Origin of the sequence: Luteimonas sp. RC10 (assembly GCF_014192745.1) — a bacterium.
Taxonomy (GTDB): Bacteria; Pseudomonadota; Gammaproteobacteria; order Xanthomonadales; family Xanthomonadaceae; genus Luteimonas.
On sequence record NZ_JACHYJ010000006.1, the window covers coordinates 252,030 to 268,066 of the forward strand.

The 16,037-nt window shown below is 68.0% G+C and carries 14 protein-coding genes; 4 read left to right on the plus strand and 10 right to left on the minus strand.

The genetic code is table 11. The features are described from left to right. Positions 1-54: 54 nt before the first annotated feature. A complete protein-coding gene (locus tag FHW73_RS12405) occupies positions 55-2,358 on the minus strand; it encodes a TonB-dependent receptor (RefSeq protein WP_183427043.1) in 2,304 nt (767 codons plus the stop codon). Positions 2,359-2,741: 383 nt separating this feature from the next. Here FHW73_RS12405 and FHW73_RS12410 point away from each other — a divergent pair, with 383 nt between their 5' ends. Both FHW73_RS12410 and FHW73_RS12415 read left to right on the plus strand, forming a co-directional pair. After that, positions 2,742-3,011, plus strand: coding sequence for a helix-turn-helix transcriptional regulator (locus tag FHW73_RS12410; RefSeq protein ID WP_183427045.1), 270 nt, complete (start codon positions 2,742-2,744; stop codon positions 3,009-3,011). A gap of 386 nt (positions 3,012-3,397) precedes the next feature. After that, positions 3,398-3,859 (plus strand): hypothetical protein, encoded by a 462-nt coding sequence (locus FHW73_RS12415; RefSeq protein ID WP_183427047.1) that lies wholly within the window; start codon positions 3,398-3,400, stop codon positions 3,857-3,859. 206 nt (positions 3,860-4,065) lie between these two features. Here the strand turns inward: FHW73_RS12415 and guaA are convergent, their stop codons facing one another. The 3 genes from guaA to folD all read right to left on the minus strand — a co-directional run bounded on the left by guaA (position 4,066) and on the right by folD (position 8,239). Next, on the minus strand, positions 4,066-5,646 hold the full coding sequence (guaA, locus tag FHW73_RS12420; protein ID WP_183427049.1) for a glutamine-hydrolyzing GMP synthase: 1,581 nt from the start codon (positions 5,644-5,646) through the stop codon (positions 4,066-4,068). Between the two features lie 120 nt (positions 5,647-5,766). Next, entirely contained in the window at positions 5,767-7,224 is a 1,458-nt protein-coding gene (gene guaB / locus FHW73_RS12425; RefSeq protein ID WP_183427051.1) for an IMP dehydrogenase, read from the minus strand. A gap of 121 nt (positions 7,225-7,345) precedes the next feature. Beyond that, positions 7,346-8,239 (minus strand): bifunctional methylenetetrahydrofolate dehydrogenase/methenyltetrahydrofolate cyclohydrolase FolD, encoded by an 894-nt coding sequence (gene folD / locus FHW73_RS12430; protein ID WP_183427053.1) that lies wholly within the window; start codon positions 8,237-8,239, stop codon positions 7,346-7,348. A 110-nt stretch (positions 8,240-8,349) separates the two neighbouring features. On the opposite strand from folD, the gene FHW73_RS12435 reads away from it, so the two are divergent. Next, positions 8,350-8,688 (plus strand): DUF1244 domain-containing protein, encoded by a 339-nt coding sequence (locus FHW73_RS12435; RefSeq protein ID WP_183427055.1) that lies wholly within the window; start codon positions 8,350-8,352, stop codon positions 8,686-8,688. 10 nt (positions 8,689-8,698) lie between these two features. Here FHW73_RS12435 and FHW73_RS12440 read toward each other — a convergent pair whose 3' ends face one another. Together FHW73_RS12440 and FHW73_RS12445 are read right to left on the minus strand one after the other, a co-directional pair. After that, positions 8,699-9,718 carry a DUF2272 domain-containing protein gene (locus FHW73_RS12440; RefSeq protein ID WP_183427056.1) on the minus strand — a complete coding sequence of 340 codons (1,020 nt, stop codon included), beginning with the start codon at positions 9,716-9,718 and terminating at the stop codon, positions 8,699-8,701. A 79-nt stretch (positions 9,719-9,797) separates the two neighbouring features. Further along, a complete protein-coding gene (locus FHW73_RS12445) occupies positions 9,798-10,577 on the minus strand; it encodes an SDR family oxidoreductase (protein WP_183427058.1) in 780 nt (259 codons plus the stop codon). Between the two features lie 98 nt (positions 10,578-10,675). Between FHW73_RS12445 and FHW73_RS12450 the strand changes: the two genes are divergently transcribed. Further along, on the plus strand, positions 10,676-11,587 hold the full coding sequence (locus FHW73_RS12450) for a LysR family transcriptional regulator (RefSeq protein WP_183427060.1): 912 nt from the start codon (positions 10,676-10,678) through the stop codon (positions 11,585-11,587). Positions 11,588-11,593: 6 nt separating this feature from the next. Here FHW73_RS12450 and moeB read toward each other — a convergent pair whose 3' ends face one another. The 4 genes from moeB to der are packed head-to-tail and all read right to left on the minus strand — an operon-like array spanning position 11,594 to position 15,995. Further along, positions 11,594-12,724, minus strand: coding sequence for a molybdopterin-synthase adenylyltransferase MoeB (gene moeB / locus FHW73_RS12455; RefSeq protein ID WP_183427061.1), 1,131 nt, complete (start codon positions 12,722-12,724; stop codon positions 11,594-11,596). Positions 12,725-12,776: 52 nt separating this feature from the next. After that, on the minus strand, positions 12,777-14,024 hold the full coding sequence (gene glp, locus FHW73_RS12460; protein WP_183427062.1) for a gephyrin-like molybdotransferase Glp: 1,248 nt from the start codon (positions 14,022-14,024) through the stop codon (positions 12,777-12,779). Next, entirely contained in the window at positions 14,002-14,589 is a 588-nt protein-coding gene (locus tag FHW73_RS12465; RefSeq protein ID WP_183427063.1) for a molybdenum cofactor guanylyltransferase, read from the minus strand. The genes glp and FHW73_RS12465 overlap by 23 nt, the downstream gene beginning before the upstream one ends. Beyond that, positions 14,586-15,995, minus strand: a complete 1,410-nt coding sequence (der, locus tag FHW73_RS12470; RefSeq protein WP_183427064.1) for a ribosome biogenesis GTPase Der — start codon at positions 15,993-15,995, stop codon at positions 14,586-14,588. The genes FHW73_RS12465 and der overlap by 4 nt, the downstream gene beginning before the upstream one ends. Positions 15,996-16,037 lie beyond the last annotated feature (42 nt).

Below are 16,037 nucleotides of genomic sequence, written 5' to 3' on the forward strand. Positions count from 1 at the left end.
GCCCTGTGCAAGCCGTCCGACACACGTTGTGCAGGTTCATCGTCGTGCCGACCATTACCAATGCCTCGATACAGAAACGTTGAAGTACCGCCCGATCGCCGAGAAGTTGGTCGCGTCGTAAGGCGGCACCAGATAGGGCGTAAGCACCGTCGTGTCATGCAGCGGCGGCGACCGGTTGAACAGGTTCTGCACGGATATGCCAAGCACCCAATCACGAAGGAGAGGGCCCTCCCCACTCGACGCGTAGCGCAGCGTCGTGTCCGCCGTCGTGAACGAGGCCGTCTTTTCAAAGGCCGCCACGTTCTCCACGCCCTGCCGGTAGTTGGCAAAGACCGAGGCGGACAGGCCGCCGCGCGCCCAGACCGTACCGACCCTGCCCGTCAGCTTCGAGGGGTTGTGGAGCGTGCCCGCCAGGTCGAAGTCGGCACCGGTCGTCTGCTGGGTGCTGGAAAGCCAGCTCGCCGCACCGCGTACCGTCAGCCGCCCACCGCCCAGGTCGAATCCGTAAGACCCGGACAGGTCCAGGCCGCGGATGCGCTGTCGGGAGACATTGGTGTAGTACGCATGCACCAGCGCCACGACGTTGCTGGGGTCGTACGGCTGGCCGATGTAGTTCAGGAACGTGCTGCCGGCAATGGCTGCCGCCTGCTGCTCTGCGCTCGGCGCATAGGTGACGAACTCCGCGAACGCCGGATTGCGCAACGCCTGCGAGGTGGGCGTGATGGGGGCCACCACGCGGTCGGTGTAGTCGATGTCGAACCAGGTCAGCTCGGCTTCCAGCCCAAGCACCGCGGCTGGGTGGAACGCTAAGGATGCGGTCCAGGTGCGGGCGCGCTCTGGACCGAGATCCGGATTGCCGCCATCCAGCAGCAGCACGGTGGCGTTCGGGGCATATCCGCTGCCGCCATAGGCTGCCGCGTAGCTGTAGCCCGCCATGCGCTGCCGGTTGAGCTGGAACAGCGTTGGGGCCTTGAACGAGCGTCCCCACGAGGCCTTGAGCGTCACATCCGCGACCGGGCTGTAGACCGCGCCAAGCTTGGGGGTCAGCACGCTACCGAAGCTGTCGTAGTCTTCGTAGCGTGCCGCGCTCGTCAGCGCCAAGCGCTGGCCTGGGCCGTCCCCGCCCAGCACCGGCACCTGTAGTTCGGTGTACGCGAACTTCGCGGCCTCATCGCCCTCGATCGCAACCTTGTGGGTGACCTGGTTGTACTCAAGGAAGCTGTTCTCGCGCCGCCCCGCACCGATCGCGACGCGCACGTCTCCGGCCGCCAACGCAAACAGCGGGCCCTCAACGCTCACCTCGTAACTGCTGCCCTCATTGCAGTAGCAAAGCTGCGTGCGTTGCAACACTGCGCCGGTGTCCGGCAAGGTGATGGACTGCGCGTGATCCAGCCGACTTCTTGAGCGGGTTGCCCCGACCGACAGCGTCCAGTCCTTCGGCAGGAAGACATCGAGTCTGGGCGACAGCAACGTGGCCGTGGACTCCGGCGTGGCCTGGATGGAGACGTTGCTGAGGTTGTCCTGCGCCCCATACGCCTGGCCCCGCTCTGTACGGAACGCGTCGACGCGCAACTCCGCATGGCCGCCCACCGCCTGGGACAGGCTGACCAGCCCGCTGCGCAGATCGCTGCCCGGGTACAGCGTGTAGGGCTCGCGCAGCAACTGCGTATATACCCGCTGCCGGGCGTAGATGGGATCGGCCGTCACATCCTTGTAGGTGACGATCACCCCGCCGGTGGACCAAGCGTGGCCGGCGGTCGCGCTGTACTCGCGCGTGGTGAGCCCGCCCTCGTCCGCCGCCCCGTAGCCGGCACCGAGAGTGATGCCCTCGAAGTCCCGGCGAAGAATGACGTTGCCAACGCCCCCGACCGCATCGGATCCGTAGATGGCCGACGCGCCATCGGCGACGACCTCGATGCGCTCCACCGCCTCCACCGGAATCGCGCTGATGTCCACCGCTTGCGAGATGCCGTCGTAGGCCATGCGTCGGCCATTGAGCAGCGTCAACGTGGCATCCGCCCCCAGACCGCGCAGATTCAATGCCGAGCCCCCACTGAGATTCGTGTTCTGGGCACCGGCGCCAGAGACCGTGAACGGGATGACGCCGGGGTTCTGCCCACCCCCGAAGTTCTGCGGAATGCTGCGGATCACCTCGCCCAGATCCGCAAAGCCCTCTTCTTGGATGCGCTCGCTACCGATCGTCAGCACCGGCGAAGGCGTCGCGCCGCCGCGGATGCGGGTGCCGGTGACCAGGATGGTGTCGAGTTGCTTCGCGTCGGCTTCAGTCCGCCTGCTGTCCTTGTGCGGATCACTGTCGTGGCTTTGTTGCGCGGCCGATGGCGCGGAAAGGACTGCCATGACTGCCGCAATTGCGAACGCGAGCCCGCTTGGGCGCTGCCTCCCCCTCCATCGACAGCCTTTCCAGCTCGTTCTTTCCGTCATAGAAGAAAGCCAACGCGATGCGCCCAATGCCCCGCTAAGGCACTCCACAACGTCTATCTGCGCACTCAAACCATTCTCAAAGGCAAAGCTCCGCCCGCTACCTACCGTGTCCCAAGGCATCTGACATCTTCCGTTGCTGGTCGGTGCGTCCACGTACGCCGGCATTTCGGGGGCGCCGTCGCGACTGCGCTGCTGGCTGGTGGTCACACCCAAGGACGCCCCGGTCCGAGCATATCCGATTTTCGGATATGTGAAAAGCAGATTCATGGTCTGCGTAGACATCAACGGAGGGAAAGCCCATGACCAAGAAGTCTGTCTATCGACCCGAGTACAAGATCCTGACCAAGCTCGTTCGCAAGATGCGAGAAGAGGCCAAGCTTGATCAGGCGGACCTAGCGGTTCTGCTGATCCGTCCCCAGTCCTACTTCAGTGACGTCGAACGAGGACAGCGCCGACTCGACCTTCTGCAGTTGCGGGACATCTGCATGCACTGTGGCGTGGATCTGGTTGAGTTCGTTAGGCGGTTTGAGGAGGCAGTTGCTGAGGCCAACCTATCGCTTAGAACGTAATTTGGCTGTCGCCTCTTTTCGTGGCAAACATCCTGCACAGTGGCGCCATTCTTCGCATGCTCCATGCATCAATGCAGTGAGCTATTTTGCGAACAATAGCTCTAATTGTCGACAACGCCGAAGCCTTATTGTCGCAGAACCCATGCTACCTGCTGTTCTGAGTGGCAGGCAGGAAGTTGCTTGTAGGATTTCCCCTACATACAAACTAGATATCTCCTGAGTGCATCGCGCACCCAATACCGACACACTTGCCACGTCGGCAAGCAATAGTGTTAAAAATTAGAACCGCCAAATACTGCGATAGCAATATCGCGCTAAAGTTACTTTTCTTTTCCAATCCATAACTGGGCGATGCCGCACACTTCATGATAAAACTGGAGCAAAAAATGAGCCACACCTGGAGAAATATAGTTTTCAGGCACCTAATCTCTATCACCATTATTATTGGCGCAGGAATAGGCCAAGCTTACGCTTGTGACGCGAGTGACGGCCGCTGGACAAATTGTCCAGACAACTGGGACGAAGGTCCAATTGATACTCTTGAGCCATATATTCATAACTGGACCTACAATATTTATCGTGATTATCCCGCAGGGGTTCCCCACTGCTCTTCATCTCGCGATGAAAAAAATGCCTACGCACAATGGATATCCGACACCTACCTAAAGCCAAACGGGATGCACCTTGACCTTATGGCGCTGAGAGTTCAGCTGAGCGATCTAACGTGGGATTTCTACATTTATGAAGACGCCCAGATATCCGGCGGACGCCCAGATGTTCTGCTATATGACGAGTCTTGGCGAGGTTTTCTTCTGAATTGGCAGCTTGACTGGAATGGACCCTGCTAAATATTAGTCTAGAGGAACGATTTAGAGCGGAGGGGCCAAGCCTGTCCTGATCAAAATCTGCTAAAGGCTTATATGCAGAATGGTTCGACGCTCACCGCTTCAAGACGCGGACGTACTTGGGGCAGCTGCGGCGCGGTCCAAACACGAAGAAGCCCGCTCATAGCGGGCCTCTTCCGTCTCTTGAGGTCGATACAGGGAACGAACCCTCACTCCCACTCAATCGTCGCCGGCGGCTTCCCACTGATGTCGTAGACCACGCGCGAGACGCCACGCACCTCGTTGATGATCCGGTTCGAGACCCGGCCCAGGAAGTCGTACGGCAGGTGCGCCCAGTGGGCGGTCATGAAGTCGATGGTCTCCACGGCCCGCAGCGAGATCACCCACTCGTAGGCGCGGGCATCGCCGACGACGCCGACGGACTTGACCGGCAGGAACACGGCGAAGGCCTGGCTGGTCTTGTCGTAGAGGTCGGCCTTGCGCAGTTCCTCGATGAAGATGTGGTCGGCGCGGGCCAGGATCTCGGCGTACTCGGCCTTCACTTCGCCCAGGATGCGCACGCCCAGGCCGGGGCCCGGGAACGGGTGGCGGTAGACCATCTCGCGCGGCAGGCCGAGCTCTACGCCCAGGCGCCGCACTTCGTCCTTGAACAGCTCGCGCAGCGGTTCGACCAAGCCCAGCTTCATGTGCTCGGGCAGGCCGCCCACGTTGTGGTGGCTCTTGATGACGTGCGCCTTGCCGGTCTTGCTGCCGGCCGATTCGATCACGTCGGGGTAAATAGTGCCCTGCGCCAGCCACTTGGCGTTGCTGAGCTTGCCGGACTCTTCGTCGAAGATCTCGACGAACAGGTTGCCGATGATCTTGCGTTTGGCTTCCGGGTCGCTCACGCCGGCCAGCGCCTTGAAGTAGCGCTCGCGCGCGTCGATGCGGATGACACGAATGCCGAGGCCGTGCGCGCTGGAGGCATCGGCGAAGGTCGCCATCACCTGGTCGCCTTCCTGGAAGCGCAGCAGGCCAGTGTCGACGAACACGCAGGTCAGCTGGTCGCCGATGGCCTTGTGCAGCAAGGCGGCGACGACGGACGAGTCCACACCGCCGGACAGGCCCAGGATCACCTCGTCCTGGCCGACGGTCTCGCGCACGCGCGCAATCTGGTCGTCGATTATGTTGGCCGCGGTCCACAGCGTGGCGCAGCCGCAGATGTCGACCACGAAGCGGCGCAGCAGCGCCTGGCCCTGTTTGGTGTGGGTGACTTCGGGGTGGAACTGCACGCCGTACCAGCGCTTGGCCTCATGGGCGAACGCGGCCACGGGCACGCGGTCGGTACTGGCGGTGACGGTGAACTCCGGCGGCGCCTCGGACACGTGGTCGCCGTGGCTCATCCACACGTCCAGGCGCTGGGGGCCGGCGTGGTCGCTCAGGCCTTGGAACAGGCGGTCCTGGGCGACGATGGCGACTTCGGCATGGCCGTACTCGCGCGCGTCGGCGGCTTCGGTCTGGCCGCCCAGCTGCTTGGCCATCGTCTGCATGCCGTAGCAGATGCCCAGCAGCGGCAGGCCGCTGTCGAACACCTGCTGCGGGGCGCGCGGCGAGCCGTGCTCGGTCGTCGATTCGGGGCCACCGGAGAGGATGATGCCCTTGGGCGCGAACGCGGCGATCTGCTCCGGATCGTGGTCCCAGGCCCAGATCTCGCAGTAGACGCCCAGCTCGCGGATGCGGCGGGCGATCAGCTGCGTGTACTGCGCGCCGAAGTCGAGGATCAGGATCTTGTCGCTGTGCAGGTCGGTCATCGGCGTGAGCTTGTCGTGTCGGGTGATGGCGCGGGCGCGCTGGGAAGCGGATTGCGTGGGGCCGGATACGAAACGGGATCCGCTTGCGCGAATCCCGGATCGGTGCGTGGCGGCGCGGCCTCAGCCGGCCTGGTAGTTCGGCGGCTGCTTGGTGATCGTCACGTCGTGGACGTGGCTCTCGCGCTGGCCGGCGCCGGTGATCTTGACGAACTGCGGCTTGGTGCGCATCTCTTCGATCGTCGCGCAGCCCACGTAGCCCATCGTGGCGCGCAGGCCGCCGGCGAGCTGGTGGATGATGCCGGCCAGCGGGCCGCGGTACGGCACGCGCCCTTCGATGCCTTCGGGCACCAGCTTGTCGGCGTCCGACGAGTCCTGGAAATACCGGTCCTTGCTGCCCTGCTCCATCGCGCCCAGGCTGCCCATGCCGCGGTAGCTCTTGTAGCTGCGGCCCTGGAACAGCTCGACCTCGCCAGGCGATTCCTCGGTGCCGCCGAACAGGCCGCCGATCATCACCGTCGAGGCGCCGGCCGCCAGGGCCTTGCCGATGTCGCCCGAGTAGCGGATGCCGCCATCGGCGATCAGCGGAATGCGGTCCTGCAGGGCTTCGGCGACGAAGTCGATCGCGGTGATCTGCGGCACGCCAACACCGGCGACGACGCGCGTGGTGCAGATCGAGCCCGGGCCCACGCCCACCTTCACCGCGTCCGCGCCCGCGTCTTCCAGCGCCTTGGCGGCGTCGCCGGTGACGATGTTGCCGCCGATGACCTGGACCTTGGGATAGGTCTTCTTGACCCAGTTCACGCGGTCGAGCACGCCCTGCGAGTGGCCGTGCGCAGTGTCGACGATGATCACGTCCACGCCGGCGGCGACCAGCGCTTCGACACGCGCTTCGGTGTCGCCGCCCACGCCGACGGCCGCGCCCACCAGCAGTTGCTCGTCGGCGTCCTTGGCGGCGTTGGGGTTGTCGTGGGCCTTCTGGATGTCCTTGACGGTGATCAGGCCGCGCAGCGCGAAGTCATCGTTGACCACCAGCACCTTCTCGATGCGGTGCTTGTGCAGCAGCGCCAGCACCTCGTCCTCGCCCGCGCCCTCGCGCACGGTGACCAGGCGGTCGTGCTTGGTCATGACGTTGCGCACCGGGTCGTCGAGCTTGGTCTCAAAGCGCATGTCGCGCCCGGTGACGATGCCGACCAGCTTGCCGCCGTCGACCACCGGCACGCCGGAGATGTTCCGTGCGCGGGTCAGGCGCAGCACTTCCCCGATGCTGGTGTCCGGGCCCACGGTGAAGGGCTCACGGATGACGCCGGCCTCGAAGTTCTTGACCCGGGCCACCTCGGCCGCCTGGCGCTCGACGCTCAGGTTCTTGTGCACGATGCCGATGCCGCCCATCTGCGCCATCGCGATCGCCAGGCGCGCTTCGGTGACCGTGTCCATCGCCGCCGAGACGATCGGCAGGTTCAGGCGCAGGTCGCGGGTCAGCCGCGTGGCGAGGCGGACGTCCTTGGGCAGGACGATCGAGTGGGCGGGGACGAGCGAGACGTCGTCGTAGGTGAGTGCTTCGGCCTGGATGCGCAGCATGCGGGGTGCCGGGGAGGAGGAAGCGCGCCATTGTAAACCCCCGGCATTGCGGATTGGAGGTCCGGGATGGAACGCTTCCGCGACAGATTGCCCCACCGGTCGCGCCGGCGCGTGCGAAGCCTTACGTCTGGGGGCCCGCCGCATCCGCGGCGTCGGCCGCTTCGATGGTGTTCTGCATCAGCGTGGCCACGGTCATCGGGCCGACGCCGCCGGGCACCGGCGTGATCCAGCTGGCGCGCTGCGCGGCCTCGGTGAAGCCGACATCGCCGACCAGTCGGCCGTCGTCGAGGCGGTTGATGCCGACATCGATCACCACCGCGCCGGGCTTGACCCAGTCGCCGGGGATCAGTCCCGGACGGCCGACCGCGACCACCAGGATGTCGGCCTCGCCGACGTGGCGGCGCAGCACGTCCGGCGGCGTGAAGCGGTGACAGGTGGTCACCGTGCAGCCGGCGATCATCAGTTCCAGCGCCATCGGCCGGCCGACGTGGTTGCTGACGCCGACGATCGTCGCGCTGGCGCCGCGCACCGGGCGGTCGGTGTAGGCCAGCAGCGTGGTGATGCCGCGCGGCGTGCATGGGCGCAGGCCGAACTGCCGCAGCGCCAGGTGGCCGACGTTGGCCGGGTGGAAGCCGTCGACGTCCTTGCGCGGGTCGATGCGCTCGATCAGCCGGCTGGCATCCTCGATGCCCGGCAGCGGCAGCTGCACCAGGATGCCGTGCACCGCGGGGTCGGCGTTGAGGCGGTCGATCAGCGAGACCAGTTCGGCTTCGGTCGTGCCTACCGGCAGGTCGAAGTCGAAGGCCTGGATGCCGACCTTCTGCGCGGCGCGGCGCTTGTTGCGCACGTAGGACTGCGAGGCCGGGTCGCTACCGACCAGCACCACCGCCAGGCCCGGGCGCGTCCCACCGCCGGCGATCCGCGCGTCCACGCGCACGCGCAATTCGTCGAGCAGGGTGTCGGCAATGCGCTTGCCGTCGAGGATTCGGGCCGGAACGGGGTCTGCGGCGGTCATGCGGGCGTCGTGCGGCGAAAGAGCGGCCCATTGTCTCCGATTCGGGGGCCGGCTTGCAGACGTCGGCAGCACTGCCGATGCTGTCGGCCTCCCCTGCCCCTGGATCGACCATGACCGATACGCCCGCGCCCACGCCCGCCCCGCTGTCCGGCGACGCCCGCATCCGCGCCGAGGCCGCGGCGTTCCGGCGCCTGCGCGCGCATCTGCTCGAGGCCCGGCCGGACGTGCAGAACATCGACCTGATGATCTTGGCCGGCTTCTGCCGCAATTGCCTGGCCGACTGGTACGGCGATGCGCTGCGCGCCGAGGGCGTGGACCTGGACAAGGCCGCCGCGCGCGAGGCGTTCTACGGCATGCCATTCGACGCCTGGAAGGCGCAGCACCAGCGCGAGGCGACGCCGGAGCAGCAGGCCGCGTTCGCCGCGAGCCAACGCGCGCACGCGGGTTGAAGCTCGCGCGTCACGGGCAACGCGGCAGGCCGTCGCCGACGCTGCACTCCACGCAGCACATCGGGGCGCTCGTCTGCCCAGGCATCGGAATCACCGGCGTCGGCGCCGTCGGCAGCACCAACGGCATCGCAGGCTGCAACGCGGCCAGTTCCTGCGCCGGCCGCAATTGCAGCAGCACGGCCCAGTCCTGGCGGTTGGCGCTGCAGGCGGCCGGCATGTCGGGCGAACACGGCGTGTCGTCGAGCGTGCGCATCGGCAGCCCGGCGAACTGTCCGCCGGCCGACAGCGGCAGCATCCGCATCGTCACGCCGTCGAGTACGTTGCCGCCGACCAGGTACGCGATGTTGCCGCCCTCGGCCGCGGCGCCGACCACGACATCGCAATGCATGCCCAGGCCGCTGTCCTCGCTGCTGAGCAATGTCGCCAGGCCGGCGAAGCCGAACACGCGGTTGGCGGCGCGCACGTAGCACAGCAGGTCGCCGCGCGCCGGTCGTACGCTCACCGGGTTGGCGACGCGGTAGGCGCTGGTCTCGGGGTTGCGATAGGCCGCCCGCACGTAGTCCACGTGGCTGGGCGAGCCCTCGAAGCCGGGCAGCGCGGCGCGGCGCGCGGTCCACGACACGAACGCCGCCGACCACGGCACATCGACCAGGAAGGCCCGGCAGCCGGGCGACGGCGCGCCGCCGTAAGCCGCATAGGCGCACTCGCCGGCACCCGGCCGGTGCTGCAGACGCGGCAGCAGACCCGCACCGACCCAGTAACCCGCGACCCGGCGCCAGGCCTGCTCGCCATTGGTCAGCAGCGCGGTCTCGGCCTCGCGCACGGTTGAGCCGGCGTAGCGGCCTTCCACGTCGATGAAGGGCCGGTGCCAGATCTGGTGCTCTTCGCAGGCCACTGCGGCCAGCCGCGTTGCGGGGTCCGGCGCCGCCACCTGCATGCGCAGCAAGGGGCACGGATCGGCGGCGGAGGCGCCCAGCGGCCATGCCAGCAGCCAGGCCAGGACGAACAGACAGAGCCAGCGTGACGACATGCGCAACCTCGGGGCGGGGGCAGGATGAGCCCCATCGTGCCCCGCCCCGTGTGAAGGCCGGCAGGCTGGCGCACCGGGCTTACTTGGTCGTGTAGCCGCCGTTGATCAGCAGGGTCTGCCCGGTGATCCACCAGCCCTCGCTGACCAGGTGCCGCACGAACGGCACCACGTCCTCGATGTCGGTCAGACCGGTGCGACTGCAGCCCGACAGCGCCGCCGCCGAACGGTGGTAGGCCACGGCGTCCTCGTCCTCCTGGCCGTAGAAGAACGGCGTGTCCATCGGCCCCGGCCCGATCGCGGTCACCGAGATGCCGCGCGCCCCGAACTCCTTGGCCGCCGCGCGGGTGAAGTGCTCCACCGGGGCCTTGGCGCCGGCGTAGGCCGCGTAGTACGGGGTGAACGCGCCGAGCAGCGAGGTCACCAGGGTCAGTACCTTGCCGTGGTCGGCGACCTTGAGGCCGGCCTGCTGCAGGAAAAAGAAGGCCGCCTTGGCGTTGATGTCGAACATCCTGTCGTACTCGGCCTCACCGATCTCGGTGAGCGGCTTCTTGAGCACCATGCCGACGGTGTTGATGGCGATGTCGATGTGGCCGAACGCCTCCACGCCGGCATCGAACAGCGCGGCGACAGTCTCCGGGTGGGTCAGGTCGCCGGCAAACAACTCGGCCTTGGCGCCGGCCGCCTCGACCGCGCGCGCGGTCTCCTGCGCGGCCGGCAGCGAGGCGGCATCGTGATGGTGGATCAGCACCGCGCCGGCGCCATTCCAGGCCAGGTCGCGGGCGATCAGCCCGCCGAGGTTCTTCGCGCCGCCGGCGATCAGCACCGTCTTGCCGTGCAGCGAATGATCGATCTTGGACATGCCGTGCTCCTGCGATGGGGAACCCGCAGTTGACCGCAGCCCTTGGCTCGAATAAACACGATGAATCGAAGGTTTGAATTCGACCTGGCCGAATAATCATGGATCTGTTGCGCCATCTCGCGCTGTTCCGCCGCGTCGCCGATTGCGGCAGCTTCAGCCGAGCGGCCGAGCTCGAGGGCCTGGCGCCCTCCTCGGTCTCCAGCGCGATCGGCCAGTTGGAGCGGCATCTGGGCGCGCGGCTGTTCCAGCGCACGACCCGGCAGGTCCGGCTCAGCAGCGATGGCGAGCGGCTGTATGCGCGCGGCGTCGAATTGTTGGCCGACGCCGACGGCATTGCGCAGTTGTTCCGGCCGGATGCCCAGCCCAGCGGTCTGCTGCGGGTCGAGGCGCCGGCGCGGATGGCACGCCTGCTGCTCGCCCCTGCCCTGCCCGCGTTTCTCGAGGTCTATCCCGACATCACGATCGAACTGGGGGGCAGCGATCGCATCAGCAATCTGATTGGCGACGGCATCGACTGCGTGCTGCGGGTGGGACCGATCGGCGACCTGGACCTGGTCGCGCGCCCGCTCGGACAGTTGCAGCAGGCCACCTGCGCCTCACCCGCGCTGCTGGCCCGGCACGGGCCGGTCGCGGACCTGGATGCGCTTGCGGCGCTGCCGGCCATCCACTTCGGCCAGTCGCCCGGCGGGCGGGCGGAGCCCTGGGAGTTCCAGACCGCGGACGGCCTCGTCACCCGCCCGATGCACGGACGGGTCGGCGTCGGCAACGCCGAGACCTACATCGCCTGCGCGCTGGCGGGCCTGGGCGCGATCCAGGTCCCGCGTTACGACGTTGCCGACCTGCTCGCGACCGGCCAACTGTGCGAGCTGCTGCCGGACATGCCGCCGCCAGCGCTGCCGGTGACAGTGCTCTACCCGGGCCCGCAGCGCGGCTCGCGGCTGTTGCAGGTCCTGATCGACTGGCTCGACGGCATCATCGCGCCACTCATCGCGCCGGACGCGACGCTCTGAACGCCTTTAGCCGGCGCAGAACGCCGCGTAGTCGATGTAGCCGGGGAAGTCGCGGCCCGGCGCGCACAGCGGACAATCGGGGTCGGGGCTGAGCCGGGTTTCGCGAAAGCGCATCCGCAGTGCATCGAACTGCAGCAGGCGTCCGCGCAGCGGCTCGCCGATGCCGATCAGCAGCTTGAGCACCTCGGTCGCCTGCAGCAGGCCGATCACGCCCGGCAGCACGCCGAGCACGCCCACTTCCGAACAGTTGGGCGCGTCCTCGGCCGGCGGCGGCTCGGGAAACAGGCAGCGGTAGCAGGGGCAACGGCCGCGCTCGCGGCCGGCGTCGAACACGCTGACCTGGCCCTCGAAGCGGTGCACGGCGCCATAGACCAGGGGCGTTCGGTGCAGTACGCAGGCGTCGTTGAGCAGATAGCGGACCGGGAAGTTGTCGGCGCCATCGAGCACGACATCGACGCCGTCGATCAGCCGGTCGATGTTGGCGCTGGTCACGCGCTCGGCCACCGCCTCGATCCGCGTGCGCGGGTTCAGCGCGCCGAGCGTGGTCGCAGCCGACGCGACCTTGGGCTGGCCGATGCGGTCCTCGGCATGCAGGATCTGCCGCTGCAGGTTGCTGCGATCGACGACATCGTCGTCGGCGATGCGCAGCGTGCCCACGCCGGCCGCGGCGAGGTAATAGGCGGCCGGTGATCCAAGGCCGCCAGCGCCGGTCACCAGCACCGTGGCCTCGGCCAGCCGGCGCTGGCCGTCCAGGCCGACTTCGGGCAGGCGCAGGTGGCGCGAATAGCGGTCGTGGAAATCCAGGTCGATGTCGCCATCGGGCAGCACGGTCGGCAGGCCCTCCGCTTGCCAGCGGCTGGTGCCACCGGCGACCGAGGCGACATCCGTGTAGCCGGCTGCGGCCAGCGCGTGGGCGGCCTGCAGCGAGCGTCGGCCGCTCTGGCAGATCAGCAGCAGTGGCGCAGCGCGATCGGGCACGTGGACCTGCGGCGCGGCTTCCAGCGTCGCGCGGTCGACGCCCTCGGCGCCTTCGGCTATGCCGGTCACGCGCTCGTGGGCCTCGCGCACATCGATCAGGCGGGCACCGGCCCGGCGCCGGCGCAGCGCCTCGTCGGGAGAGATCTCGGGAATGCTCATGCGCCGATTATCGCCGGTCCACCGCGATGGACTGCGTGCATGGACGGATCGCTCAGTACGGCACGACCTCGACCACGCTGTCGGCCGGGTATTCGCGCGCACCGGCCTCGAGCACGATCAGCACATCCGAATCGGCTGCCGCCTGCATCCGGTGCGAGCCATCGGCGGGGTTGGGTTCGACGCGCGACACGCCGTCGGCGTCGATCGACCAGCGCCCGCGCAGGAATTCCAGCCGCTCGTGCTGCTTGGTCCAGGCGCCGCGCAGCCGCGCGCGGCGGACCGGACGCGGGGCGCGCCGCTGCAGGCCATCGACCAGGCGCCGGCCGACCGCAAGCCAGGTGGCCAGCACCGAGACCGGATTGCCCGGCAGGCACAGGAACAGCGCCGGGCCCAGGGTGTCGCCCTCGGCCAGCAGCAATGGCATCCCCGGCTTCATCATCGTCTTCCACAGCCGCACCCGACCGCGACGTTGCAGCAGTTCGGGCAGGTGGTCCTTCTCGCCGGCCGACACGCCGCCGCAGGTCAGCACCAGGTCGAAGGCCTCGCCGGCATGGCGCAGTGCCGAGGCGATCTGCGCCGGGTCGTCGGGCAGCGTCGGAAACGCCACCGGCTCCAGGCCTTCGGCGCGCAGCAGCCCCATCAGCTGCTCGCGGTTGGAGTTGTAGATCTGCCCGGGCTGCAGCGGCATGCCGGGCTCAATGAGTTCGTCGCCGGTCGCGAACACCGCCACCGTCGGCCGCCGCACGACCTCCAGCTGCGCCAGGCCTTGGGAGGCAGCGAGTGCGACCCGGCTCGGGGTCAGCACGTCGCCGGCATGCAGCAGGCGGTCGCCGGTCTTCGAATCCTCGCCGGCGCGGCGCACGTGCTGGCCCGGCCGCGGCGGCACCAGGATCTCGACCCGATCGCCGTCCAGGCGGGTGTTCTCCTTCATCACCACGGTGTTGGCGCCTTCGGGGATTGGCGCGCCGGTGGTGATGCGCAGGCACTGCCCGCGCGCGATGCGCACGTCCGCGCGCGGACCGGCGAACTGCTCGCCGACCAGTTGCAGCACCACTGTCCCCTCGCCCGCCAGGTCGTGGTGGTCCAGCGCGAAGCCGTCCATCGCCGAGTTGTCGAACGGCGGTTGCGGCAGCGTGGCGACCACATCACGCGCGAGCACGTGGCCATGCGCGCGGCTCAGTGACAGCGTCTGCACCTCGAGCGCGCGTTCGGCGGCGACCGCATCGACAATCGCGCAGGCCTCGTCGAACGGCACGCGGTACGGAAAGGACGGGGTGTCAGGGTGCGGCGATTCCGGCATCGATCAGATCGTCAGGCGTATTGAGGTTGCCGAAGCGTACACCCTGCAACCGGACCACCCCCATGCCGAGCCGGCGTTGCAGGACGCGCACGGCGTAGTCGCCGCATGCCAGCGCCTCGGCGGCGCCGCGGCGCAGCGCCTGGGTCGGCCACAACGCGACCAACGGCTGCACGCCGTCGTCGTCTTCGGCGCAGGCGCCGCAGTCGCCGGCCAGCATCGCGAGCATCGGCAGCAAGCGGGCATCGGCATCGCACAGGTCCACCGGCAGGGTCAGCAGCCAGGGCGTGTCGATAGCGGCGGCCAGCGCGTCGAGCCCGGACATCGGCCCGGCATCGGGTGTGCGGTCGACCACGGTCTCGATGCCGTGAGCCGCGTAGCGTGCGAGATCGCGATTGGCGCTGACCAGGAACCGTGCGGCCTGCGGCGCGAAGCGCGTGTGCCAGCGCAGCACCTGCGGCGTGCCGCCCTGCTCGAGCCAGGCCTTGTCGAGGCCGCCCAGACGCGCGCCGCGGCCGCCGGCGATCACGCCGACGGTCAGCGCCGCCGCGGTGGGCGGCGCGCTCACTTGCGCTTGACGTGCCGGATCAGCCGCTTCTTCTTGGCGACCTGACGTTCGCTGAGCACGTTCTTCTTGTCCTTGTAGGGGTTGTCGCCCTCGCGGAACACGAAGCGCACCGGCGTGCCGACCAGCTTGAAGCGCTTGCGGAAGAAGTTTTCCAGGTACCGGCGGTAGCTGTCGGGCAGCGTGCGCAGGCGGTTGCCGTGGACGACGATCGTCGGCGGGTTCTCGCCGCCCGGGTGCGCGAAACGCAGCTTGGGCGCGTGCCCGCGCACGACCGGCGGCGGGTTGGTCTCGGCGGCGATCTCGAGCGCGCGGGTCACATCCGACGTGCCGAACTTGTAGTTGGCCGAGGCGTGCGCGCGATGGATCGCGGCGAACAGTTCGCGCAGGCCCGAGCCGTGCTTGGCGCTGATGCGCACCGCCTCGGCCCAGGGCACGAACGCGAGCTTGCGCGACAGCAGCGCTTCGGTCTGCTCGCGCTGGTACTCGCTGAGCCCGTCCCATTTGTTGACCGCGACCACCAGCGCACGCCCCGAGTCGAGCACCGCGCCGAGCACGCTCGCATCCTGGTCGGTGACGCCCTCGCTGGCGTCGATCATCACCACCGAGACCTGGGTGGCTTCGATCGCCTGCAGGGTCTTGATGATGGAGAACGTCTCGACCGCCTCGTCGACCTTCGACTTGCGGCGGATGCCGGCGGTGTCGACCAGGCGGTAGCGGCGGCCGTCGCGCTCGAGATCGACCTCGATCGAGTCGCGGGTGGTGCCGGCGACCTCCGAGGCGATCATCCGCTCCTCGCCGAGGATGCGGTTGACCAGGGTCGACTTGCCGACGTTCGGGCGGCCCACGAAGGTCACCCGGATCCGCGTGGGGTCGGTGTCGAGCTGCTCGGCCTGCCCGGTTTCCGGGAGCTTTTCGAGCACGTCGTCGACGAGCTCGTCGATGCCGTGGCGGTGCGCGGAGGACACCGCGTGCGCATCGGTGAAGCCGTAGCGCGAGAAGTCGGCGATCGCCGCGCGCGCGTCGAGGCCGTCGGTCTTGTTGATGATCAGGAAGGTCGGCTTGCCGAGCTTGCGCAGCCAGCGCAGCAGTTCGTCATCGAGCGCCGAGGCACCCTCGCGGCCATCCACGACGAACAGCACCAGGTCGGCCTCGGCGGCCGCGGCGCGCGACTGCTTGGCGGTCGGACCGGCCAGCCCGGCCTCTTCCAGATGCACGCTCTCGCCGGCGATGCCGCCGGTGTCGACCAGCGCGAACGGACGCGCGCCAAGCCGACAGACGCCGTAATGACGGTCGCGGGTGACGCCCGGCTCGTCGTGGACGAGCGCGTCGCGGGTACGGGTCATCGCGTTGAACAGCGTCGACTTACCGACATTGGGGCGGCCCACGAGGGCAACGAGCGGGAGCATGCGGCAGGATCCGGAACGAGAGAACGGGAAGGCGGGCCGGCA